Annotated in this window: 20 protein-coding genes and 2 pseudogenes; 11 read left to right on the forward strand and 11 right to left on the reverse strand. The window is 62.4% G+C overall.

The window, feature by feature from the left end; genetic code table 11:
- Position 1 precedes the first annotated feature (1 nt).
- From BF95_RS16160 to BF95_RS16180, 5 genes are read left to right on the forward strand one after another with little or no spacing between them, the layout of a single operon-like run.
- A complete protein-coding gene (locus tag BF95_RS16160) occupies positions 2 to 754 on the forward strand; it encodes a class I SAM-dependent methyltransferase (protein ID WP_043152551.1) in 753 nt (250 codons plus the stop codon).
- A 14-nt stretch (positions 755 to 768) separates the two neighbouring features.
- On the forward strand, positions 769 to 2,046 hold the full coding sequence (locus BF95_RS16165; protein ID WP_043152578.1) for a hypothetical protein: 1,278 nt from the start codon (positions 769 to 771) through the stop codon (positions 2,044 to 2,046).
- Complete coding sequence (locus tag BF95_RS16170) at positions 2,043 to 3,188, forward strand: glycosyltransferase family 4 protein (RefSeq protein WP_043152553.1); 1,146 nt, start codon at positions 2,043 to 2,045, stop codon at positions 3,186 to 3,188. The genes BF95_RS16165 and BF95_RS16170 overlap by 4 nt, the downstream gene beginning before the upstream one ends.
- Positions 3,185 to 3,931, forward strand: a complete 747-nt coding sequence (locus BF95_RS16175; RefSeq protein ID WP_043152554.1) for an FkbM family methyltransferase — start codon at positions 3,185 to 3,187, stop codon at positions 3,929 to 3,931. The genes BF95_RS16170 and BF95_RS16175 overlap by 4 nt, the downstream gene beginning before the upstream one ends.
- Positions 3,928 to 5,676 (forward strand): hypothetical protein, encoded by a 1,749-nt coding sequence (locus BF95_RS16180; RefSeq protein WP_043152556.1) that lies wholly within the window; start codon positions 3,928 to 3,930, stop codon positions 5,674 to 5,676. Before BF95_RS16175 ends, BF95_RS16180 begins: the two co-directional genes overlap by 4 nt.
- Positions 5,677 to 5,682: 6 nt before the next feature.
- On the opposite strand, the gene BF95_RS16185 is transcribed toward BF95_RS16180, so the two are convergent.
- Both BF95_RS16185 and BF95_RS16190 read right to left on the reverse strand, forming a co-directional pair.
- Positions 5,683 to 7,374, reverse strand: coding sequence for an amidohydrolase (locus BF95_RS16185; protein ID WP_443018381.1), 1,692 nt, complete (start codon positions 7,372 to 7,374; stop codon positions 5,683 to 5,685).
- Positions 7,375 to 7,484: 110 nt separating this feature from the next.
- Positions 7,485 to 8,354 carry an NAD(P)-dependent oxidoreductase gene (locus tag BF95_RS16190; RefSeq protein ID WP_043152558.1) on the reverse strand — a complete coding sequence of 290 codons (870 nt, stop codon included), beginning with the start codon at positions 8,352 to 8,354 and terminating at the stop codon, positions 7,485 to 7,487.
- 97 nt (positions 8,355 to 8,451) lie between these two features.
- Here BF95_RS16190 and BF95_RS16195 point away from each other — a divergent pair, with 97 nt between their 5' ends.
- A complete protein-coding gene (locus BF95_RS16195) occupies positions 8,452 to 9,699 on the forward strand; it encodes a threonine ammonia-lyase (RefSeq protein WP_043152559.1) in 1,248 nt (415 codons plus the stop codon).
- Positions 9,700 to 9,816: 117 nt separating this feature from the next.
- Positions 9,817 to 10,636 (forward strand): annotated as a pseudogene (locus BF95_RS16200) (arginyltransferase).
- A 98-nt stretch (positions 10,637 to 10,734) separates the two neighbouring features.
- On the opposite strand, the gene BF95_RS29390 reads toward BF95_RS16200, so the two are convergent.
- Positions 10,735 to 10,950 carry a hypothetical protein gene (locus BF95_RS29390; RefSeq protein ID WP_235209804.1) on the reverse strand — a complete coding sequence of 72 codons (216 nt, stop codon included), beginning with the start codon at positions 10,948 to 10,950 and terminating at the stop codon, positions 10,735 to 10,737.
- 24 nt (positions 10,951 to 10,974) lie between these two features.
- Here BF95_RS29390 and BF95_RS16205 point away from each other — a divergent pair, with 24 nt between their 5' ends.
- Positions 10,975 to 13,308, forward strand: a complete 2,334-nt coding sequence (locus BF95_RS16205; RefSeq protein WP_443018382.1) for a sensor domain-containing protein — start codon at positions 10,975 to 10,977, stop codon at positions 13,306 to 13,308.
- A 33-nt stretch (positions 13,309 to 13,341) separates the two neighbouring features.
- Here the strand turns inward: BF95_RS16205 and BF95_RS16210 are convergent, their stop codons facing one another.
- From BF95_RS16210 to BF95_RS16230, 6 genes are all read right to left on the reverse strand, one after another.
- Positions 13,342 to 14,367, reverse strand: coding sequence for an RcnB family protein (locus BF95_RS16210; RefSeq protein ID WP_043152565.1), 1,026 nt, complete (start codon positions 14,365 to 14,367; stop codon positions 13,342 to 13,344).
- 164 nt (positions 14,368 to 14,531) lie between these two features.
- Entirely contained in the window at positions 14,532 to 15,017 is a 486-nt protein-coding gene (locus BF95_RS16215; RefSeq protein ID WP_043152566.1) for a GAF domain-containing protein, read from the reverse strand.
- Between the two features lie 43 nt (positions 15,018 to 15,060).
- On the reverse strand, positions 15,061 to 15,936 hold the full coding sequence (locus tag BF95_RS16220) for a glycosyltransferase 87 family protein (RefSeq protein ID WP_235209805.1): 876 nt from the start codon (positions 15,934 to 15,936) through the stop codon (positions 15,061 to 15,063).
- Positions 15,937 to 16,090: 154 nt separating this feature from the next.
- The gene (locus tag BF95_RS29395) at positions 16,091 to 16,270 is read right to left on the reverse strand and encodes a hypothetical protein (protein WP_235209806.1); all 180 of its coding nucleotides are present in this window, start codon (positions 16,268 to 16,270) and stop codon (positions 16,091 to 16,093) included.
- A 103-nt stretch (positions 16,271 to 16,373) separates the two neighbouring features.
- The gene (gene arfB, locus BF95_RS16225) at positions 16,374 to 16,778 is read right to left on the reverse strand and encodes an alternative ribosome rescue aminoacyl-tRNA hydrolase ArfB (RefSeq protein ID WP_043152569.1); all 405 of its coding nucleotides are present in this window, start codon (positions 16,776 to 16,778) and stop codon (positions 16,374 to 16,376) included.
- Positions 16,765 to 17,442: an RluA family pseudouridine synthase gene (locus BF95_RS16230; protein WP_043152570.1), complete on the reverse strand. Its 678-nt coding sequence runs from the start codon at positions 17,440 to 17,442 to the stop codon at positions 16,765 to 16,767. The genes arfB and BF95_RS16230 overlap by 14 nt, the downstream gene beginning before the upstream one ends.
- A 125-nt stretch (positions 17,443 to 17,567) precedes the next feature.
- Here BF95_RS16230 and BF95_RS16235 point away from each other — a divergent pair, with 125 nt between their 5' ends.
- Entirely contained in the window at positions 17,568 to 18,485 is a 918-nt protein-coding gene (locus BF95_RS16235; RefSeq protein ID WP_051520076.1) for an acyltransferase family protein, read from the forward strand.
- Positions 18,486 to 18,602: 117 nt separating this feature from the next.
- On the opposite strand, the gene wrbA is transcribed toward BF95_RS16235, so the two are convergent.
- Positions 18,603 to 19,202, reverse strand: coding sequence for an NAD(P)H:quinone oxidoreductase (wrbA, locus tag BF95_RS16240; RefSeq protein WP_043152572.1), 600 nt, complete (start codon positions 19,200 to 19,202; stop codon positions 18,603 to 18,605).
- 113 nt (positions 19,203 to 19,315) lie between these two features.
- A complete protein-coding gene (locus tag BF95_RS16245) occupies positions 19,316 to 20,035 on the reverse strand; it encodes a pirin family protein (protein WP_043152574.1) in 720 nt (239 codons plus the stop codon).
- A 137-nt stretch (positions 20,036 to 20,172) separates the two neighbouring features.
- Here BF95_RS16245 and BF95_RS16250 point away from each other — a divergent pair, with 137 nt between their 5' ends.
- Positions 20,173 to 21,066, forward strand: coding sequence for a LysR family transcriptional regulator (locus tag BF95_RS16250; protein WP_043152576.1), 894 nt, complete (start codon positions 20,173 to 20,175; stop codon positions 21,064 to 21,066).
- A gap of 207 nt (positions 21,067 to 21,273) precedes the next feature.
- A pseudogene (gene ctrA / locus BF95_RS16255) lies at positions 21,274 to 21,982 on the forward strand (response regulator transcription factor CtrA).
- Positions 21,983 to 22,211: the final 229 nt, after the last annotated feature.

The following is a 22,211-nucleotide window of genomic DNA, read 5'->3' on the forward strand; positions in this document are numbered from 1 at the left end:
CGTGATTACTGTCCAGCGGGTGGCCAAGGCTGTCGGCAAGCATCTGACCCGAACCTCGCTCCAGGCGCGCAAGGCGCTGGGAGCGCGGCGCAAACGGGGCTGTCCGGCCTGTGGCGCGACCGTCGTGGGATTTTTCCGCTATGGCGATAATGGCGAATGGGGCTGCCCGGAATGCGGCGCATCGCCGCGCGAGCGTCTGATGAACTGGCTGATCGCCAATGGCCGCCTGACCGTGCCGACCGATGGCGCAATTCTGCATATGGCCCCCAATGAAGCCAGCCTCGTCCGGCGCTTCGCCGCCGCCGCTTACTATATGCCCGCCGATCTTGATCCGTCGCGCTACACCGTCCCCAACATGGCGCGGGTGGATCTCATGGAACTGGCCGTCACTGACCGCTACGACCTGTTCTACGCCAGCCATGTGATGGAGCATGTGCCCGACGACATGGCCGTGCTGCGTAATATCTACCGCGCCTTGAAGCCGGGCGGCGAAGCCTGGCTGATCGTGCCGCTCTGGACCAAGCCGACCGAGGATGGCAGTTTCGACATCCCCCCGCGCGAACGCGAACGCCGCTTTGGCCAATGGGATCATGTGCGCCAATATGGCCCGGATTTCGCTGACCGCATCCGCGCCGCGGGCTTCGACTTGGAAGAGATTGACGCCAGCGGAATCGATAATGCGGCGCGCCATTTCTACGCCCTGGACGACCGGCTCTTCCGTGCCCGCAAGCCCGGCGGAGTCGCGCAGCAGTGACCATCCTCGCGCGGATGGAGGCATCCGCCCGCATCCTCGCGCTGGTCAAGCTCGCCAATGTCGGCCTCGTGCTGATCTGGGGCTTTGCCGTCACCTTCGTCTTTGTCCGCATATTGCCGCTGGCCGAGTTTCAGGCGTTCCTGCTGCTGGTCGCGTTCGGCAACTTCACCATTTCCGCTGAATTCGGCCTGACCTCCATCATTTACGCCCGGCTGCGGCGGCACTGGCTGGGTGGCGATCAGGCGGATAGCGGCTTCCGGCTGGAGGAAATGGGGGTACTCTTCCTGTTCCTTGGCCTCATCGTTCTTGGCGGAACGGTGATCCTGATCGCGGCGCTGGCGCTGGGCTGGTTCGACACCGCGATGCCGCTGCTGTTCCTGCTCTTCTTCCTGTCGGCCTGCGTCAACCTGCCCGCCTTGCTGGCCAAGCGCGCCTTGGCCGCCGTAGATGGCAACTTCCTGTGGGAAGCGCTCGATTGCGGACGGCGAGTGCTGACGATCGCGCTGCTGTTGGCGATCCTCTTGGGCATGGACCCGCGCCTGTCGATCGCGTTGCAACTGGCGGTCAGCCTCCTCGTCATCGGCTGGGCCATCACCCATGTCCACCGGCGGCTGGGGATGACCGCCCGGCACTGGCTCGCCTTCCGGGTTGGCGGGGGGCATGTCCGCGCCCATTATCTGCGCGATATCGGCGCATCGGCGGCTTTCACCGCGTCCGACATCATCGCCTATAATGCGCCCTATTTCACCATCGCGATGGCGACGTCCGACGCCCGCCCGATGCTGATCTTCGACTTCTTCTTCAAAATGTCGCGCGCCCTCTCAATGCTGGTCCGCGCCGTCGTGGAAGCTGCCTTGCCCCGCATAACCCGCGCCTATCATGCCGGCGACCGCGCAAGGCTGCGTCAGTTGCTCGCCCGCTCGCTCGGCGCGGGACTGGTCTTCGCGCTCCTGCTGTCCGCCCTGTTGCTGAGCGTCGGCGACTGGCTCTTCACCAAGCTGTTCGACGGTCGCGCCACGATCGACCGGACGGAACTGGCGCTCATCGTCGCCGCCTTGGCCGCACTCACGATCATCTGCGTATCCGTCTACGTGCAGGGCGCGCTCGGCCGTTTCTCAATCCTGCTGCATCGCTCCTTGCCCTTCCTCGCCGGATCGCTCGCCAGCGCCCCCTTGGCCCTGTCCCTGGCACCCCAACGCTTCGACCTCGCCTTCCTCGGTCTCTACACGCTGACCCTTACAGGCGCGGCCATTCTGCACCTGCTTTCGCTCCAAAGGCTGGCGCGCGCATGAAGGTCGCGATGCTTGATCCTTCGCTCTTCACCGGGCGCTATGACGATAGCCTGTGCGCGGCGCTGGCGGGGCAGGGTGCGGACGTCACGCTCTATGGTCGCCCCATGCGTACCACCGATGCCATCGTGCCGCATGGCTATGCCTATAGCCCGCATTTCTTCCGCGGCAGCGAAACATTGCGCGATCGCCTGGGCGAGGGGCGTGCCTTTCGTCTGGCCAAGGCGGCTGAATATGGGCTGGCCTGCGCATTGGGCGACCTCACACCATTCATCGCCGCGGATGTCGTCCATATTCAATGGCTCCCACTTGCCCCCGCAGACCGCCTCATGCTGAAACGCCTCAAAGGGCGCACCGCCTTGGTCCACACCGTCCACAATGCCGACGCCTATCATGCCGATGCCGGACTGCAGGGGCGGGGCTATCGCGCCTTGCTCGACGAAATGGATGCGCTGATCGTCCATGGCGACACGACCCGCGCGGCCCTGATCGCACAAGGCGTCGACGCCACCCGCATCCACCTCACTCCGCACCCGCCGATGCGACTGGCAGTTGCCAGCGCCACCGACCTCGCCGCCGTCCCCGCCTCCACGAAACCCCGCCTGCTCTTCTTCGGCACGATCCGCCCCTATAAGGGCGTCGATCTCGCGATAGAGGCCTGCCTCTCGCTCTGGCGCGACGGCCATGATTTCGACCTCATGCTCGCGGGCAAGCCCTTCATGGACGTCGCGCCGCTCCCGGCGCAGGTCGCGCAGGCGGGTTTTGCCGACCAGTTGCTGACCGATTTCGGCTTCCTGACCGAAGGCCGTCTCGACGCGCATATGGCCCGCGCCGACATCATGGTCTTCCCCTATCGCGATATCGATTCAAGCGGTGCCTTCCTCTCGGCGCTCCATCATGGCAAGGCGATGGTGACGTCGGACGCGGGCATGTTCGGGCAATTGCCCGACGGCGTGGCAGTCAAGGCACCTGCGGGCAATGCCCCCGCTTTGGCCGCAGCGCTCTTGCCGTTGTTGCAAAGCGCCGCCATCAGGCAGGCACAGGGCGAGGCGTCGCGCGCTTATGGGGACGATATGGGAAGCTGGAAGGACATGGCGGTGGCAACGATGGATATCTATAAAACCGTGCTGGCCGCGAGCGCATGAACCGCTATTGGCGCGAATTGTCCGACCGCAGGCTGGCCGCGCGCCTGGCACTCGCCGGGCGGGTGCATCAATATCCCGAAATCCAGGCGCTCAAGCGCTTCCTGGCGACCTTCGCAGTCGATTGCCTGTTCGACGTCGGTGCCAATCGCGGCCAATATGCGACGATGCTGCGCAAGGATGCGGGCTATAAGGGACTGATCCTGTCCTTCGAGCCGAACCCCGATGTGTTCGCCGAACTGCAGCGCCACGCCGCGTCCGACCGCCGCTGGCACGTCTTCAACATGGCGCTCTCCGATTTTGACGGCACGGCCAGTTTCAACATCATGGCCGCCGATCAATTCTCGTCGCTCAAGGCTCCATCGGGCGAGCAGGATGCGATCTTCGCCGACCGCAATAAGGTAACCAAGACGGTCGAGATGCAATGTTGCCGCCTCGACTCTGTGCTGCCTGATCTGCAGACGCAGCATGGATTTGCCCGCCCGTTCCTGAAAATGGACACCCAGGGCCACGACCTGTCGGTGTGCGAAGGCGCGGGGGACGCGCTGGCGCAGATGCTGGGCATCCAGACCGAACTCGGCGTTCGCCCCATTTATGAAGGCGGCACCGGCTATCGCGCGATGATCGATTGGCTCGAAGCCCGCGCCTTCGTGCCGTCTGCTTTCTTCGCCAATAATAAAGGCCATTTCCCGCTGCTGGTCGAAATGGACGGCATCTTCGTCAACCGGACGCTGGTCGCGGCGTGACCGGGGGCGGGGCGTCCAGTTTCGTCAGCGCGCGCCGCCTGTTCCTGGCCGGCGCGATCGGCTTGACGCTCTGGCTCGGCGCGACCTTCGTCTGGCATGTCACCTGGCGGCAGGGGATCAGCCTGCCGGTCATCCTGTTCCTGGATCAGGATTTTCCGCTGCTGCTCGGCTCGCTGGTGCTGCTCGCGCTGGCCGCGCCCTTTGCCGAAGGGAAGGGCTTCCGCCTGCCGCGCCCGACCGCGCAGATCATCGTGCCCTTGATCCTGCTCATGGGGCTGGCGGCCTGGGCTGGCCACTATGCCCTGTTCCAGAACTATTCCATTTCCCGTGACGAAGAAGTCGCACGCTTCGCCGCCGCCTATATGCGCGAGGGGCTGTTCGCCCGGCCGATCCCAGTCGAATGGGAACCCTATCGCCGGGCGATCATGCCCGAATTCTTCTCCCCCTTCGGCGCGGCGGATTATTGGACGGCGGCCTATCTGCCGGTGAACAGCGCGATCCAGGCCTTGTTCTGGCAATTGGGCGATCCCAATCTGGCAGGACCAGTGCTGCTGATGGCCGGGCTGCTTGCGCTCTGGCGCGTGGCTCTGCGCCTGATGCCCGATCGCCCGGACGCGGTATGGGTGACCGTGTTGCTCGGTTGTTCGTCCAGCCAGCTCTGGATCACGGCGATGACGCCCTACGCCATGACCGGGCATTTCGCGCTCAACATGATCTGGCTGGCGCTGGTACTGCGCGGCGGGGTGATCGGCCATGGCAGCGCGGGCGTGGTTGCGCTGGTCGCCGCCGGACTGCACCAATGGCATTTCCCGCCGCTGTTCATCGCGCCTTTCATCCTTTGGATGCTGCTCGCGCGGCGCTGGACCGTCGCGGCTTTCCACGCGCTGACGCTGGTGGCGATCGTCATTGTCTGGGCCAAGCTCTGGCCCGAATTTCTGCAGCACGCACTGGGTGCCCCAGCCGATATCCGCCCGTCTGCGGGGGTCGCCGACAAGGTCGGCAGCCTGTTCCAGCGCCTGGGCGACCGCTGGCAGCCATTGGTGAATATTAGCCGCTACATCGCCTGGAACGACCTATTGATGGTGCCGCTCGCCGTGCTGGGTATAGCCGCGATGCGCTGGCGTGCGATGATCCGGGGGCAGGAGATTGCGCTACCGCTGGCGCTTGGTTGCCTCGCGGGATGCATGCTGGCGCTGGCGCAGGGCTATGGCTGGGGCTTCCGCTACGCCCATGGCTTCATCGGCCCTTTCTGCCTGCTCGCTGGCCTCGGCTGGGCGCGGTTCCGCCCGCAAGATGCGCTGCGCCCGCTGGTCATTGGGCTGTGCATCACCGCATTGGGCAGCGTCTTCCTTGTCTGGCGCACCCATGCGTTCGTCGCCCCCTATGCGGCGAGCCATCGGCTGATCGACTCGAGCCAGGCCGACGTCGTGCTGGTCGATCCGCGCGGTGGGCTATATGTCACCGATTTGGTCCGGGGCCGCGACGGCGTACCCGGCAAACCGATGGTCATGAACTTGGGGCTGTTGACGCTCGATCAAGTGGACGAACTTTGCAAATCCTATGTCGTCGAACTGTTCGACCGTGCCGAATTCCGGCCGCTAGGCGTCCCGCTCGCGCGCTGGAACCTTAGCCGCATGGACACGCTGCGCGCGCATATGAAGGAAGAGGGTTGCGACAAGCCGGTCCAGCCGCCGCTCCCCGAAACCTTCGAGGACGCGCTGAACGCCGCCGATAATGCGATGTGAAAGGGCTTACTGCCCCTTCACATGCACCCGCTTGCCGCCAATCCAGGTTTCCAGCACCTGCGTCGCGCGGATGTCGGCAGGCCGCGCCGTAGAGATATCCCGGTCGATCAACAGGAAGTCGGCGCGCTGTCCCGGCACCAGACTGCCGAAACGCTTTTCGGCAAAACCGGCAAAGGCGGCCTGGCGCGTAAAGCCGTCGAGCGCCGCGTCAAAGCTAACCCGCTGCGTCGGCATCCAGCCGCCAAAAGGTTCGCCCTTGGCATCCTCGCGGCTCATGGCGACGGCGATCCCTGCAAAGGGATTGGGGCTTTCCACCGGCACGTCCGATCCGAACGCCAAAGGCACCCGATTGTCCAACATCGCCTTCCACGCATAGGCACCGCCCAGTCGCGCCTCGCCCAGGCGGGTCGTCGCCATGCGCCAGTCGGATGCTTCATGCACCGGCTGCATCGATGCAATGATGCCGAACTGGCCAAAGCGCGGCAAATCGGCCGGACTGACGATCTGCGCATGTTCGATCCGCCACCGCCGGTCGCCCTTGTAGGTTTCCGACAATTCCTGGATTGCATCGAGAACTTCGCTATTGGCCGCGTCGCCGATCGCATGGGTGGCGATTTGGAAATTGTCCATCGCCGCGCGGCTCATCACATTGCGCAATTGCGTTGCCGAGATCATGGGCAAGCCACGCTGGCCCGACGCATCGGCATAGTCAACCTTCAGCCACGCGCCGCGCGACCCCAATGCACCATCCAGCACCAGCTTGATCCCGCCCAGCCGCAGCCGGTCATCATAGAGCCATTGGGTCGGTTCCGGCCCGGCGATCAGCGTCATATTGTCGAGGCCCGCCGCATAGGCCATGATCCGCACGCGCAACGCGCCGCGATCGGCCGAACGGCGGAACGCCTGCCAATCCTCGATGCTGGTGCCCATATCGGCAATGCCGGTAACGCCCACAGCCAGCAAAGCGCGCTGTGCCTTTTCCAGCGCAATATCGCGATCCTTGGGCGCAGGCGCAGGTACGACCTTCTCGATCAGCGCCATCGCCTGATCCACGAACACGCCCGCAGGCTTGCCCGCAGCCATCTCGATCCGGCCACCTGTGGGCGATTTGGTCGTGGCGGTCACGCCCGCCGCGCGGATCGCGGCGCTATTGGCCCAGCCCGCATGGCCATCGACGCGCGAGAGCCACACCGGAATGTCACCGACCGCTGCGTCCAGTTCGGCGGCCGTCGGAAAGCGGCCCAAGCCCCATTGTTCCTGGTTCCAGCCTGTCCCGATGATCCATTTGCGCCCCGGACTGGCCTGCGCATAGGCGCGAATCTTCGCCTGCGCCTCTGCCAGCGATCGTGTGTCCGACAGGTCCAGCGTGATGAGCGACAGGCCAAGGCTCATGACATGGCCATGCGCGTCGATCAGGCCGGGGATCAGCGTCTTGCCGCCCGCATCCAACTTGAACGACAGCCCCTTGGGCGGTTGCGGCCAGGGTTGGCCGCGCTTCGGCTTCTTGGGCTTTTTATATTCCGGTTCCTGATAGCGGCCCGGAATCAGCTTCTCGACCTTGCCCTCATCATTGATCAGTAGCGCGCCAAAGCGCACGACCCTGCCACTCGGATCGACCGCGATGCCGTTGACATTGTCGATCACCCCGGATGCGAAAGCGGGGAAGGGCAGGGCGGCAACCAGCCCCAAACCCAACACCCCAAATCCGTTCGCCTTGAGCCTGTCGAAGGGTCTTCCTTTCTTAGAGCTAGGTGCAGACAGAAAAGAGGCTTCGACAAGCTTAGCCCGAACGGGTGTTGGAGCAATATTCACGCCTTGGTGATCCGGCGCACCAGCGCACTCGTATCCTGCCGATGGCCACCCATCGCCTGCACGTCGGCATAGAATTGATCGACCATCGCGGTGACCGGCAGCGTCGCGCCATTCACCCGCGCTTCCTCCAGCGCGAGGCCCAGATCCTTGCGCATCCAATCCACCGCGAAGCCGAAATCGAAACTGTCCTGCGCCATCGTCTTCCATCGATTATCCATCTGCCAGCTTTGCGCCGCGCCGCCCGAAATCGCATCGAACACGGTGTCGAGGTCGAGTTCGGCCGCCTGTGCAAAGCGCATCGCTTCCGCCAGGCCCTGCAATACGCCTGCGATGCAGATTTGGTTCACCATCTTGGTCGTTTGCCCCGCGCCCGCGCCGCCGACATGGACGATGCGCGCGGCATAGGCCTGCATCACGATCTTCGCTGCGGCCACGGCCGGCTCTGTACCACCGCACATGATCGATAATCTGCCATTCTCGGCCCCCGCCTGTCCGCCGGACACCGGCGCATCCACGCTATGGATGCCCCGGCTTTCGCCTTCCACGAACAACTGCCGGGCGATCCGCGCGGAAACGGTGGTATGATCGATGAACAGACATCCCGGCTTCATCGTGCGGAACGCGCCTTCGCGGCCCAGCGTCACCTGACTCAGGTCATCATCAGTGCCAACGCAACTGATTACGATCTCTGCCTCCTCCGCCGCTTTGGCAGGGCTGGTCGCGACGGTCCCGCCATAGGCTTCGGCCCAGCTTTTGGCTTTGCCAATGGAGCGGTTGTAAACGGTCAGGTCGTGTCCGGCCTTGGCCAGATGTCCTGCAACCGGGCCGCCCATGACGCCCAGGCCGATAAACGCGATGTTAGCCATATGCCTCGTAGGATAAGTGCGTGGCGTCCAGCCATAGGGGCAGTTTTCCGACAGTGCCAGTTTCTTCCACCGCAATTTTGCGTTAGGGCGCGACCCTATGAACACGCTTGCCAAGATCGAGAGCGCCCCGCCGCTGCCCATCACCGTCGATGACGTCCTTGCCGCGCGCACCCGCATTGCCGGCGCGATCGTCAAGACGCCGACGCTGATCAGCCAGACGCTCTCGCAGATGCTGGGCTGCAACGTGTATCTGAAATTCGAAAATCTCCAGTTCACCGCGGCCTATAAGGAACGCGGTGCGCTCAATCGCCTGTTGCAACTGGACGAGGCATCCAAGGCCAAGGGCGTGATCGCCGCGTCGGCGGGCAACCATGCGCAGGGGCTGGCCTATCATGCCAAGAGGCTGGGTGTGCCAGTGACCATCGTCATGCCGCTGACCACTCCGATCATCAAGGTGACGCAGACCCGCGGCCATGGCGCGACGGTCGTGCAATATGGCGAGAAGTTCGATGATGCCTATGCCCATGCCCGTCTGCTGGAGGTGGAGCAGGGGCTGACCTTCATCCATCCGTTCGACGAACCGGACATCATGGCGGGGCAGGGGACGGTCGCGCTAGAAATGCTGGAGGATGCGCCGGAAATCGACACGCTGATCATCCCGATCGGTGGCGGTGGCCTGTTTTCCGGCATGGCGACCGCCGCGCGTGCGATGAAGCCAGACATCCGCCTCATCGGCGTGCAGGCGGAACTATATCCGTCGATGTATGACTATATCAAGGGCGAGCATTTGCCCTGCGACGGCGACACGCTGGCGGAGGGGATCGCGGTCAAGCAGCCGGGCAACAACACCCGTCTTGTGGTCGAACGGCTGGCGGACGACATGTTGCTGGTCACCGAACGACGACTGGAAGAAGCGCTTAGCCTGCTGCTGCAGATCGAAAAGACCGTGGTCGAAGGGGCAGGGGCTGCAGGGCTCGCAGCGCTGCTGACCTATCCAGAACAATTTGTCGGTCGTAACGTCGGGCTCGTCCTGACCGGCGGCAATATCGATACGCGGTTGCTCGCCAATGTCCTGTTGCGCGACCTGGCCCGGTCGGGCCGTTTGGCACGGCTGCGTATCATCTTGCAGGACCGGCCCGGTGCCCTGTTCCACGTCGCGCGGATCTTCGATCAGGAAGCGGTCAACATCCTGGAATTGGCGCATCAGCGCATCTTCACCAACCTGCCCGCCAAGGGGCTTAGCCTGGACGTCGAGTGCGAGACGCGCGATCGTGCGCACCTCCAGCGGCTGATCGCCGCGCTGGGCGAAGCGGGCTATGAAGTCGCACCGATCGAGGTCGCCTGACCCGCCGCAATCTTTTGTTAAGCTTTCGTGGTAAACGCCCTTTTCACGGGGGCAGGGGGGTCGGCATAGTCTCCGCATGACCTATTTATGCCATAGCGATCAACCGGAGACAGGCGCGTGACAGCCCCTTTCCGTTTTTCCCCGCTTTTTCGTGACCAATCCCTCACCCTGTCCCTATCTTCCGGGGCGGAGCGAGCGGAAGGTGTTCACGGAGTTAAGCGGTGATAACGCCACGGAACTCAACGACGCGCTTGGTCGCATCGGCTTTCGCCGCAGCCAGAATGTCGCCTATCGCCCCAGTTGTGCGGATTGTACCGCCTGCGTATCGGTGCGGGTGGTCGCCAGTGAATTCAAACCCAATGCGACCCAGCGCAAGCTCATTCGCCGTAACAGCGATCTGGTCGTCACCGCCTGCAAGCCATGGTCCACTGAAGAACAATATGCGCTGCTTCAACGGTATCTGAGCGCCCGTCACCCCGGCGGCGGTATGACCGAGATGGACGAGATGGACTTTGCCGACATGGTCGAACAGACTCCGGTCGACAGCCATATCATCGAATATCGCGAACCAGGCATCGACGGCCGCGTTGGCAAGTTGGTCGGCGCTTGTCTCACGGACCGTCAGGGGGACGGCCTGTCGATGATCTACAGCTTCTTCGATACTGAAATCGACTATCGACCCGGCCTCGGCAATTTCATCATCCTCGATCATATCCTGCGGGCGGGCACCGCAGGCTTGCCCTATGTGTATCTTGGCTATTGGGTCGAAGGGTCGCAGCGGATGCAATATAAGATCCGCTATCGCCCGCTAGAAAAGCTCAGCCGCAACGGCTGGGTCCGCTTCGATCCTGAAGAGCAGGTGCAGGCGATTCGCGGTGTGGTCGCTCGCGACGAACCGCCGCTGCCGGTTGAACTGGCGGCCATCTTCCGAAAATAACGGCGAAGAATGTCTGAGCAATCTGCCCCAGACCATGATCGACGTCTTTACACGGCGGCTTAGTGAGGGTGATGGCAGAGTTGTTTAACTTTTCCGCCCTAATCTGCTCCCCATGGGTAGGAAAAGAATAAAAATAAGGGGAGCGTGCAATGGACCGCTTTGCTGATCGCCGATTTGACGGCTTTCGGCAATTGCTGGATGAAAGCTCCGCTTCGAACAACTTGTTCGCGAACCGTAATGATATTCTTGTATCGCCTGTTTTTAATGATCTCCTGCCCGCGAGAGTCCGATGGGTAGCCGATGGTCGCGGCCATATCATCGCCGTTGGACAGGACGCAGTGCCGTTTCCCATCGATATGGCGGTCGATCCGGTCGGCCGAGGATGGCGAAAATTGCTCAACGCAGCGGACCGGCGCGCACTGATCGCTATGGCGAGGCAGGATCGGCCGGACCCTTTGACCATCCGCCTGCGGGGCGTTGACGGGCAACGGCGCTGGTGCCTCGTCCGCATCACGAAATCCGCAGCGACGGATGGCGCGGCACGCTATTATGGCATGGTGGAGGATGTCCACGACTGCCACGACCGCCACGCGCGCGCGCTTGAGACAGCGCTCGCGGAAAGCCGGGAACATTATCGCTGGTCGGTCGAGCTTAGCCCGCAAGTGCCGTGGACGGCATCGCCCGACGGCAATATCGAGGAAGTTGGACCATTGTGGGAGACGCTCACAGGCCTGACCCTTGAACAGACACTTGGCAGCGGATGGACGACCGCCGTCCATCCCGATGACTTGGCGCACGTGGTTTCCGTGTGGGAAGTCAATCTGACTTCGGGCGACCCCGTCGATGTCGATTATCGCGCCCGCTTGCGCGATGGCAGCTACCGTTGGATGCGGTCCCGCGCCGCTGCTCGGCTTGGCATTGGGGGCAAGATCATTCGCTGGTATGGAACATTGGAGGATGTCCATGCCCAAAAGCTGGCGCAGCAAGCCCTGTACAACAGTGAAGAGCGCTTGCGGCTAGCCGTGCAATCGGCAAAACTGGGAATCTGGGATTTCGACGTCGCTACCGGCGCACGGACCTGGTCGGCGGAGTTGCGGGCGATGCTGGGCCTCGCCGAGGATCAACCAGCGACCAGCGAGTTGGCGCTGTCACTCGTTCATCCCGAAGACCGGCATATATTAGGTGGCATGCTGGCCGCCGTCGCCAGTGGCACCGCGCCGCTCCATTTTGAGGCAACGCTACGCATTGAACGCGCCGACGACGGTGCATTGCGCGTTATCAAGAGCAGGGGGTGGACGATGCTGTCCGAACAGGGACGACCGCTGCGCATCGTCGTAACGTTCCTGGATATAACCGAGGAACATGATGTCGAACAGCGGATCCGCTGGGCGGCGACTCATGATCCCATGACGCGGCTTCCCAACCGTGCCTTGTGGCAGGCGCGGCTTGAAGACATGGCGCGCGACGCAAAGGAACAGGGCGCGCATTTCGGCCTGATGTTGCTGGATATCGACGATCTCAAGCGGATCAATGACAGCCTGGGTCATGATGCTGGCGATGCGCTGCTCTGCGACTTTGCCAAGCGCCTCGCTGCGATGGCGCCGCCTGACGCGCTACTGGGTCGACTGGGTGGGGATGAATTCGGGCTGATCGCACCGTCGCTTGCCGATAGCGCGGCGATGGAAGCATGGAGCGCGAAACTGACGGCCAACCTGCGGCAGCGTCATGTCCACCGCGGTCGTTCGCTCGATTGCGGCGTCAGCATGGGCGCGGCCCTATCCGGCGACCATGGTGAGGTCGCCGCCGAATTGCTCAAGGCGGCCGACCTCGCCCTCTATTCGTCGAAGGCGGTGGGACGCGGACGCTTGACCCTGTTTCATTCGGAACTGCGCGCCGAAGCGCAACAGCGCAGTTCGATGATCCGGATGGCGCGACAGGTGGTCGCGGAAAATCTGATCATTCCCTATTATCAGCCCAAGATCGACATGCGGTCCGGCCGGGTGTTGGGCCACGAAGCGCTGCTGCGATGGCGGCATCCGCGATTGGGGGTGCAATTGCCCGGCAGCATCGTCGCCGCCTTCGATCATGGCGAACTCGCGGCGGCCTTGACCCGGCGGATGCTCGATGCCGTGTTGCGTGACATGCGCCGCTGGCTGGATACCGGCTTTGATCCCGGTCGGATTGCGCTTAACGCGTCGGCGGCCGACTTCATGCAGGATGATTTCGTCGATAGCGTGCTCGAACAACTTTCCCGCTATGACATACCGCCATGCCATGTCGAAATTGAGGTCGTGGAAACGGTATTTCTAGGCCGGGGTGCGGATCATGTGGCATGCGCTCTGCGCGGTTTTGCGCAGGCGGGGGTACGGATCGCGCTTGATGATTTCGGCACCGGCTATGCCTCGCTCAGTCACCTGAAACATTATCCGGTCGATGTGCTCAAGATTGACCGTAGCTTCATCAGCAATATCACGCAGGATGCAGGCGACGCCGCCATTGTCGATGCGGTCGTGAAACTCGGCAGCAGCCTTGGCATGGAAGTCGTGGCCGAGGGGGTCGAGACTGCCGAACAGGCCGAGTTGCTGCTTGGCCATGGCTGCTTCATCGGCCAGGGGTTTCTGCTCGGTCGACCGCAACCCTTTGCGGACATTCGGCCATTACGCGCCGAATAGGTCGGGCGGCCTCTACCGCCCCGACATACCCCATCAGCAGGCGCAGGTCCGGCGCGTGCGCCGCGCTGACTTGCGGACAGGCACCGTTTCCGTGACGTAGGTGGTCGTCGTTGTGGTGGTCATCGCGGGCTGCACCGTCACCGTGGTGACGACCGGCGCGGGATAATAATAGCCGCCGGACACATAGCCACCCTGTCCGCCCATCGGGGGCGGATCCTGCGACCAATGCGGCGCGCCAGCATAGGCTGGCGCGTCATAATCGACGCCTGCACCGCGAACATCCCCTTCGAAGCGGCCTTCATAGGTGCCAGTTGTGCGTCGCCCATCCTCGGTGGTCCATGTGCCGGTCCAGCGGCCCTCATAGGCATTACCACCGGTAACGCTGTCGTCGGCATAGCCATAACCAGTGTCATAGCTTGCGCCCGGACGACGCGGCGGCGGGACGTTGCGGCGGGGGGTGTCCTCTGCCTTGTCGATCGCCATGCCTGCGACGGCCCCGACGCCAGCACCGATCAACGTGCCAGCCGTGCGATTGCCCCGTCCAGCGATGCGGTTGCCCGCGACCCCGCCGACCACAGCGCCGATCGCGGCACCACCCAAGCCATTGTCGCGGCGGCGATCGTCATAATAGCCATCGTCGGGACCATAGCCCCCCTCATACCGATCCCAGTCGATATTACTGCGGCTGTCATACACACGACCATAGCGATCGGTCATCACCGCATCATCATAGTAACGCGACCAGCCATAGCCATAGGCAGGGGCGGGCAGGCCATAGGCACCGTAATTGGCGATATAATAGTTGGGGCTGACCCAATAGCGGGGCAGGACATAGCCATAGACCGGCCGTTGATAGCCGTTCCAGCCGCCGGGCGCGCGCCAGCCCGCATGCCAGCGGCCATTGTGGCGCTGACCCCAGCGCTGACCGCCATTCCAGTGGGTGCCGCCGGTACGAACCGTGTGCGTGCCAGGCTGGCGTGCAGTCCCGGCCAGCGCTGCGCTGCTTGCGCCCGTCAGCGCGATGGTCGTGGCCACAAGAAATAGGCGGGATATCCGCATGGTTAACGCTCCCTGTTTTCCGGCACGCGAAGGGACACGCGCAGGTCAAAATGCTAACGCCTTGTTTAGCATGATGATCCGCGCCTAGCCACGTGCCGGACGGCAAAATCCTGTCCCGAAACGGGTCGGAACGCGCCGCTCCTCAGGGAAAGAGGGTTACCTCTTCAACTGATCCGAGGGCCGATCACAGCGATAAGCGCTTCCAGTCCTGCGGCATCGTCCGAGTCGAACCGAGCGACGCGGGGACTGTCGAGGTCCAACACGCCTATCAAGCGGCCATCCTGTACGACAGGCAAGACGATCTCCGATGCGCTGGCCGCGTCGCAGGCGATATGTCCGGGAAAGGCGTGGACATCTTCGACCAGCTGCGTTTCACGCGTTGCCGCAGCCGTTCCACACACCCCCCGGCCTAACGGGATGCGGATGCAGGCGGGTTTGCCCTGAAATGGTCCCAATACCAGTTCATCGCCAACCAGCCGATAGAAACCCGCCCAGTTGAGGTCGGGCAAAAACTGCCACAGCAGCGCCGCCACATTGGCCATATTGGCCACAGGGTCCGGCTCGCCGCCAGTCAACGCATCGGCGGCGGAAATCAGGTCGGCATAAAGGGTTGCCTTGTCGGCGGTGTCAGTGGGGGCGAAATCGTACATGGCACGGATATAGGGCGGTTGACGACGAACGCCAGTCGATCCGTCAGGAAAACACCCGTTTCGCGCCACCCCAGGCTGCGGGCGAAAGACCTAAGACAGAATAGTCCTTTGCCTGAATGGCATGACGCACCTGCACGAACAATCCGACCAGGAGGGATAGCGGCGCCAGGGGCGCGGAAATCATGACAAGCAAAGGTGACGCGAAAGCAACCCACACCATGATTCGCTCCCATCCTTCCAACGCATCCCAACGTCCATACAGCAACACGGCAAAACCAAGGCTGGCTACCGTCAGATCATAGTTGAAGATGTAAGGCGAAATGACTGCGGTCGCGGTTGCGGTAATGAAGGCAAGGCTTCGATTATCGACATTTCGCGCCTTCCAGACCAGAAACAAAGCGAGACCCGCTACGCATATTTGCCCGGCGATCGCCACCAGTTGGGGAGCATCGCGCAGTGTGATGAAGGTCGATGGCATCATCAGATAATAGAATTTTTTGCCGGGTGCGGTCATGATGCGGGTTTGCAGCGCGGAGGTATCGAATATCCATTGATGCCAGAGGTCGAAGCCAAAAACCCATCCGCTCAGGACGATACATGTAGCGGTAACCGCAAGAGCTACCAGGATGGCACCGAACATCCTGCGGTGGAGGAGGGTGAGCGCGATGAGCAACCCGAGATGCGGTTTGATCGTCAGCAAACCAGCGAAAATGCCGCTCCGCTTGGGCGCTTGGACCGTCGCGTTGAAAAATAACAACCATAGCCCGCCAACCACGAACCCATAATGACCCGCCCAGATATTTACGATGGCGGCGGGCGTGGCCGCGGCCAACAGCGGCGACAGGTTTTCCGGCATATAGGGGCGGGCCGCCCATATGAAGAAGGCCGCGCCCGCGAACGTCCAGGCGGTCAGCGCCATGATGTAGGGCAGCGACGCAAAGGGGATCGCAAGAAAAAGGCTCTGGGGTGGATAGCTATAATTATAGGGGTCCAGCGGGCCGAACAGATTCTCCTGCCATTGCATATAGGCTTTGTAGTTATAAAGCGTATCCAACTGGCTGGAAATCGCCAGATTACCGCCGCTCCACACGTTGAAAAAAGTCGCGACCGACGATCAGGCGCGCATCGGCAAGTCGGATGCCGTCGAGCTGCGTGAAATCATAATAGAATAGTAAGCCGCCAACGGTAATTGCGCCAATCCATAGCAACCATTTGAGCGGATTGGTCAGCGTTGTCGGCACAGGTTCGCGCATGGCATCCTCAATTTGCGTGCAAAGCGCGGCTGCGCTCACGCTGCTAGATGGCAGGCGAATATGGTTAATTGGTTAAGGGCGAGCCGCTGTGTGCAGGACAGGCTCAATCCATCGACACCTTGCCACGCCCCTGCTTTACCGTGCTGCGCGCCTTCTTCGAATCCACCCGGCGTGCCTTGGCGGCCTTACCGGGCTTGGTCGCGATGCGGCGGGCGTCGCGATGGTGCGCTTTGGCGATCATCTCGGCGAGCCGTTCGCGCGCATCCTGGCGGTTGGCCTCCTGGGTGCGGAAGCGCGAGGCCTGAATGATGATCTCATTGGCCGATGTCAGCCGTGACCCGGCCAGTTCCCTGATCTTGCGATAGGCATGGGGTGGCAGGCCGAGCCGGAACAGGTCGACGCGCAACTGCACTGTCGTTGCGACCTTGTTGACATTCTGCCCGCCAGGGCCGCCCCCGGTGATGAAGCGCTCTTCCAGCGCATCATCGGGAACCTCAAATCCCGGCATCGTCCAGTAACTCCGGCCCGAAACCGGCGGCAGCGAAGGTCGCGGGCAGAGGCGCCGTCGCCTCAGCCGCAGGCTTTTCGCCGCGCGCAATGCTGAGGAACTGGCTGTGCAGCAGCATCGGCACGCCGCCCTCGCCATAGACCGGGTCGCCGACGATGGGAAAGCCCAGCCCGTGGAGCGCATGGACGCGGATCTGGTGGGTGCGCCCCGTGCGGGGCATGAAGGCGATCAACCAACGGCCGTCCTTCTCCGCGATTTTGCGCCATTCGGTGATGGCCACCTTCCCGGTATCGGCCGGCACCATCCGCCAGCCTTCCTCTGCTGTGCTGACCTTCTTGAGTGACAATTCGATGAGGCCGGTGTCGTCCACTGGCACACCTTCGATCACCGCGACATAGCGTTTGGCGACGGTGCCTGCCTCGAACGCCTGGGCGAAGCGCTTGTGCGCCTTGGGATTGCGCGCCAGCAGCAGGCAACCGCTGGTGTCGCGGTCGAGCCGGTGGACCGGCAGCGGCCAGCGCTGAAAGCCGAAGGTCAGCGACTGCAGGTGATTTTCCAGCGCGATCGACCCGTCGCGCGGTGCGTCGACCGGCAGCCCGGCGGGCTTGTCGAGAATGAGGGCTTCGCCATCGATGAACAATACATGGTCGGTAAGCAGGGACAAAAGGGGAATCCGATCGGGGCAGCAAGGGGTATGGAATTGCGCGCGCGTCGCTTCCTATAGGCGGTGGAGCCAATGGAACATAGAGGGGAAAATCGCGGCGGTATGGCAGTGCCACGCCCGCGCGGCTGGACTGGGTCGATGTCGCACGCGGCATCGGCATTATCGCTGTTGTAACCGGCCATGTGTGGACGCGCGGGCCGGTGCGCGACGCTATGTACAGCTTTCACATGCCGCTCTTCTTCCTGCTGTCGGGCCTGCTATCGCGCCCGCAGCCGGTCGGACGCTTCACGATGCGCCAGATCGTCGGTCAAATGCGGCCTTATGCCCTGTTTCTGCTGTTCCTGATCCTCGCTGACCAGATCATCGAGCCGCTCAAGGGCAACCGGCCGATCTTTCACCAATGGCCGCAGGATATCGGCGTGATCCTGCTTGGCGGCGGCTGGTTGCGCGGGCCTTATACCATCTTCTGGTTCGTGCCCTGCCTGATGGTGGCGCGGATCGCCTTCAATGCCATGCTGCAGCTCTGGCCTGATCCGTTCGATCGGCGCTGGGCGTTAATGCTGCTCCCGGTGCTGTTGCTGGCCTACGGTTTAGGCCAATGGACGCAGGCTTCGCCGCTCGGCCTGCTCACCGTGCCGATGGCCTTTATTTTGCTGTGGGTTGGATCGATCTGGTCCCACATCGGCTGGCGACCCTGGATGGTTCTGCCATTGGGGCTGCTGGCGGCGGCGGGCCTTGCTGGCCGGTTCCCCACACTCAATATGAAGGCGGCCGATTATGGCTGGCCGTTGCTGTCGATCGGGGCGGCGATCGCCACATCGCTGCTTCTGTTTCGCCTCTGCGCGCATGTCGCGTCCGCCGCCGGGCCACTGGCGACCATCGGACGAGCATCGCTGACGATCATGTATCTGCACGTCGCCATCATCCATTATCTGTCGCCTTATCTGGGCAAAGGGGCATTGCTCGTCCTGGCATTGCTCGCTCCCTTCGCGCTCGACCGGCTTGTCCGCCTGTCCCCCCGCGCGACCCGCTGGCTGCTGTAGCGGGACGCAAAAGAGGTCGACGCGCAGTCCCTGCGCATCGACCCCAGCGGCCTGCCTCTGCCTTCATGCGGCGTGAAGGCTTGGCAGGCTGAGCCCGTAAGACGGCGTGCCGAACGATTACCCGTGCAGCTTGATCGCGGTTTCCGCGATGCGGCGACCCTGATAGCGTGCGCCGTCCAATTCTTCCTCGCTGGGCTGGCGGCTGCCGTCGCCATCGGCCAGCGTCGTCGCGCCATAGGGGGATCCACCGCGCACCTTGTCCACGCCCATCTGACCCTGGAACCCATAGTCGAGGCCGACGATGGTCATGCCGAAATGCAGCAGGTTGGTGATGATCGAAAAGAGCGTCGTTTCCTGCCCGCCATGCTGGCTGGCGGTCGAGGTGAAGGCACCGCCGACCTTGCCATTGAGCGCGCCGCGCGCCCACAGGCCGCCTGCTTGGTCCAGGAACGCCGCCATCTGGCTGGAGATACGGCCAAAGCGCGTGCCGGTGCCGATGACGATCGCGTCATAATCGGCCAGTTCTGCAACGGTCGCGATGGGGGCGTCCTGATCCAGCTTGAAATGCGCGCTTTTGGCAACTTCCAGCGGCACCGTTTCGGGCACGCGCTTGATATCGACCTGCGCGCCGGCCGCGGCGGCACCTTCGGCCATGGCCTTCGCCATTGTTTCAATATGACCATAGGAAGAATAATAAAGAACCAGAACCTTAGCCATGATGCGTCTCCTTAATGAGGGGATTGAAAGGGGTGCCGCCCGCGCGAGGGGGGAGGGGAAGTGCGCGGGCGGCGAGCCGATCCGTCCAGAAGGGAGCGGACGGATCGACTAAGCTATTGGCTGTCCACCAGGACGATTTCCGCGTCCTCATGGGCCGTGATGGTGATGGGCTGGCCGCCGATAATGGCCGCGCCGTCCCGTGCTTCGAACGTCTGTCCATCGATCTCGATCCGACCGGTAGCCGGGACGAGATAGAGGTGACGGCCTTCCGCGCTGTCATAGGTAACACTCGTCCCGGCCTTGATCGTCCCGCCGAGCAGGCGGGCATTGGCGCGGATGCGCAGGGCTTCCTTGTCCTCGTCATAGCCACTCGCGAGGACGACCAGCTTGCCCGACCGATCGCCGCGCGGGAAAGGCTTCGCACCCCAGCTTGGGCTGCCACCACGAGCGCGGGGGATGACCCAGATCTGGAAGAGGGTGGTCGTCTCATCCTCCAGATTATATTCGGCGTGACGAATGCCGGTGCCCGCCGACATCACCTGGACATCGCCCGCTTCCGTGCGGCCTTTGTTGCCCAGGCTGTCCTGATGGGTAATCGCGCCGGTGCGGACATAGGTAATGATTTCCATGTCGGCATGGGGGTGCGGCGGAAAGCCCGAACGCGGCCCGATCTCATCGTCGTTCCACACCCGGATCGCACCCCAGTGCATGCGGTCTTCGTCATGATAATCGGCAAAGGAAAAATGATGGCGCGCGTTCAACCAGCCATGATTGGCATGACCGAGCGATGCGAAGGGGCGGCGCTCGATGCGGCTCGCTGTGGTGGTGTTCATATGCTCTGCCTCTCGGTTTTCGAACCCGAAGGTTCGGGGCCTTTCGACTGATAGCCGGACGTTCCGACTTGCTTTCCGCCAATCTAGTCATCAGGATCGTTTCTGAAACAAGCAGCATCGAAACGGATTGTTTCCCTATGCGACTACCTGATTTTGAGGCTTGGGCGATGTTTGCCGCCGTGGTCGAACATCGCAGCTTCACGGATGCCGCCAAAGCTCTGAGCGTCTCCAAGGCTACTGTGTCGAAGGCCGTGACGCGGCTGGAGGAGCATCTCGATACCAGCTTGTTCAACCGCACCAGCCGTCGCCTGGCGCTGACCGAGAGCGGCAAGCGGCTCGCGGACCATGCCCAGCGCTTGATGGCGGAGGGCTATGCCGCCGAGGAAGCGGCGCGCGACGAAACGTCGAAATTGTCCGGGGTCGTGCGACTGGGCGCGCCGATGACCTTCGGCTTGCTCCGCATCGCGCCGTTGATTGCCGAATTTACGAAGATCAACCCGCAGGTCGATGTCGATCTTCATTTGTCGGACGCCCATATCGACATTGTGGAAATGGGCCTGGACGCCACCATCCGCATTGCGGACATGCCCGACAGCTCACTGCGTGCCCGGCGGCTTGCGGACGTGACATTGCATCTGGTCGCATCCCCCGCTTATCTGGCGGAGCGTGGCACGCCCCAACACCCGTCGGACCTCGGCGCGCATGACTGCCTTTGCTACGCCAATGAAGCGACGCCCGACGTCTGGCGCTTTGCCGGGCCTGGACAGCAGAATGTCGTAGTACAGGTGCGCTCGCGTATCACGGTAAATAGCGGTGAAGCGATGCTGCCCGCACTGCGCCTTGGCGTGGGCATTTCGCGTCTGCCTGACTTCATCGTCGGTGAAGCGATCGCAGCGGGAGAATTGGAAGAGATATTGGTGGACTGGCGTCCAGCACCCTTCGGGCTCCATCTCGTCACGCCGCCATCCCGGCTGCGTCCTGCGCGGGTCGACGCCCTACTGGATTTCATCACGCAACATCATGCCTGCTGACGCCCGTTACGCATATGATGCATATTGACGGCGAATGAATCGTTACGGCCTCAACACTTTGTAAATGGATTCGTTTTTATACGACTCGCGCTTTCCTGCGGGTTAGCACTAAATTAACCTTTGTCGTTCAGAAGTTTTTTGGTTAATGAATTTGGACAGAAGCCGTTCTGGTGGGGTGAACGGACCTGCGACGCAAAGGGGCTTCATATGCGCGTGCTGCTGATTGAGGACGAACCGACGACGGCCAAGGCGATCGAGCTGATGCTCACCACCGAAGGCTTCAACGTCTATACCACGGATCTGGGCGAAGAAGGCCTCGATCTGGGCAAGCTCTATGATTACGACATCATCTGTCTGGATCTGAACCTGCCCGACATGCACGGTTACGACGTGCTGAAGAAGTTGCGCGCTGCCAAGGTTCAGACTCCGGTCCTGATCTTGTCGGGTGTTGCCGAAATGGACAGCAAGGTTCGCTCCTTCGGTTTTGGGGCCGATGATTATGTGACCAAGCCTTTCCATCGCGAAGAGCTCATCGCCCGCATTCATGCCGTGGTGCGTCGCTCCAAGGGGCATTCGCAGTCGGTCATTCGCACCGGCAAGCTGTCGGTCAATCTCGACGCGAAGACCGTGGAAGTGGACGGCAACCGCGTCCATCTGACGGGCAAGGAATATGCGATGCTGGAGCTGCTATCGCTCCGCAAGGGGACCACGCTCACCAAGGAAATGTTCCTGAACCATCTCTATGGCGGGATGGACGAGCCGGAACTCAAGATCATCGACGTGTTCATCTGCAAGCTGCGCAAGAAGCTGGCGCTGGCGTGCAGCGGCGACAWTTATATCGAGACGGTCTGGGGGCCGTGACTATGYGCTGCGCGACCCGGATGAAGTGCTGGAGGAGCAGGCCAAGGTCGCCTGACGTTTCTTCATACTTCATCATAACTAGAATGGCCGTGATCATCCCGATTATCGGCCATTTTCGTGACGGCCATCCTCATAGGCGCTCGGTATTTCCGCCAGCATGGGAGCTTCGACGGGCCATCTATTCCGTGGTTTTGAAGCGTCCAGCGTTGTGTTCCTTCCAGCCCCAGCGCGGTAGCTGACCGCTATAATAGGCACCGGTATCGATGCCGATCGGTTGTCCCGCT

It is taken from the genome of Sphingobium sp. Ant17 (assembly GCF_000588875.1).
Taxonomy (GTDB): Bacteria; Pseudomonadota; Alphaproteobacteria; order Sphingomonadales; family Sphingomonadaceae; genus Sphingobium.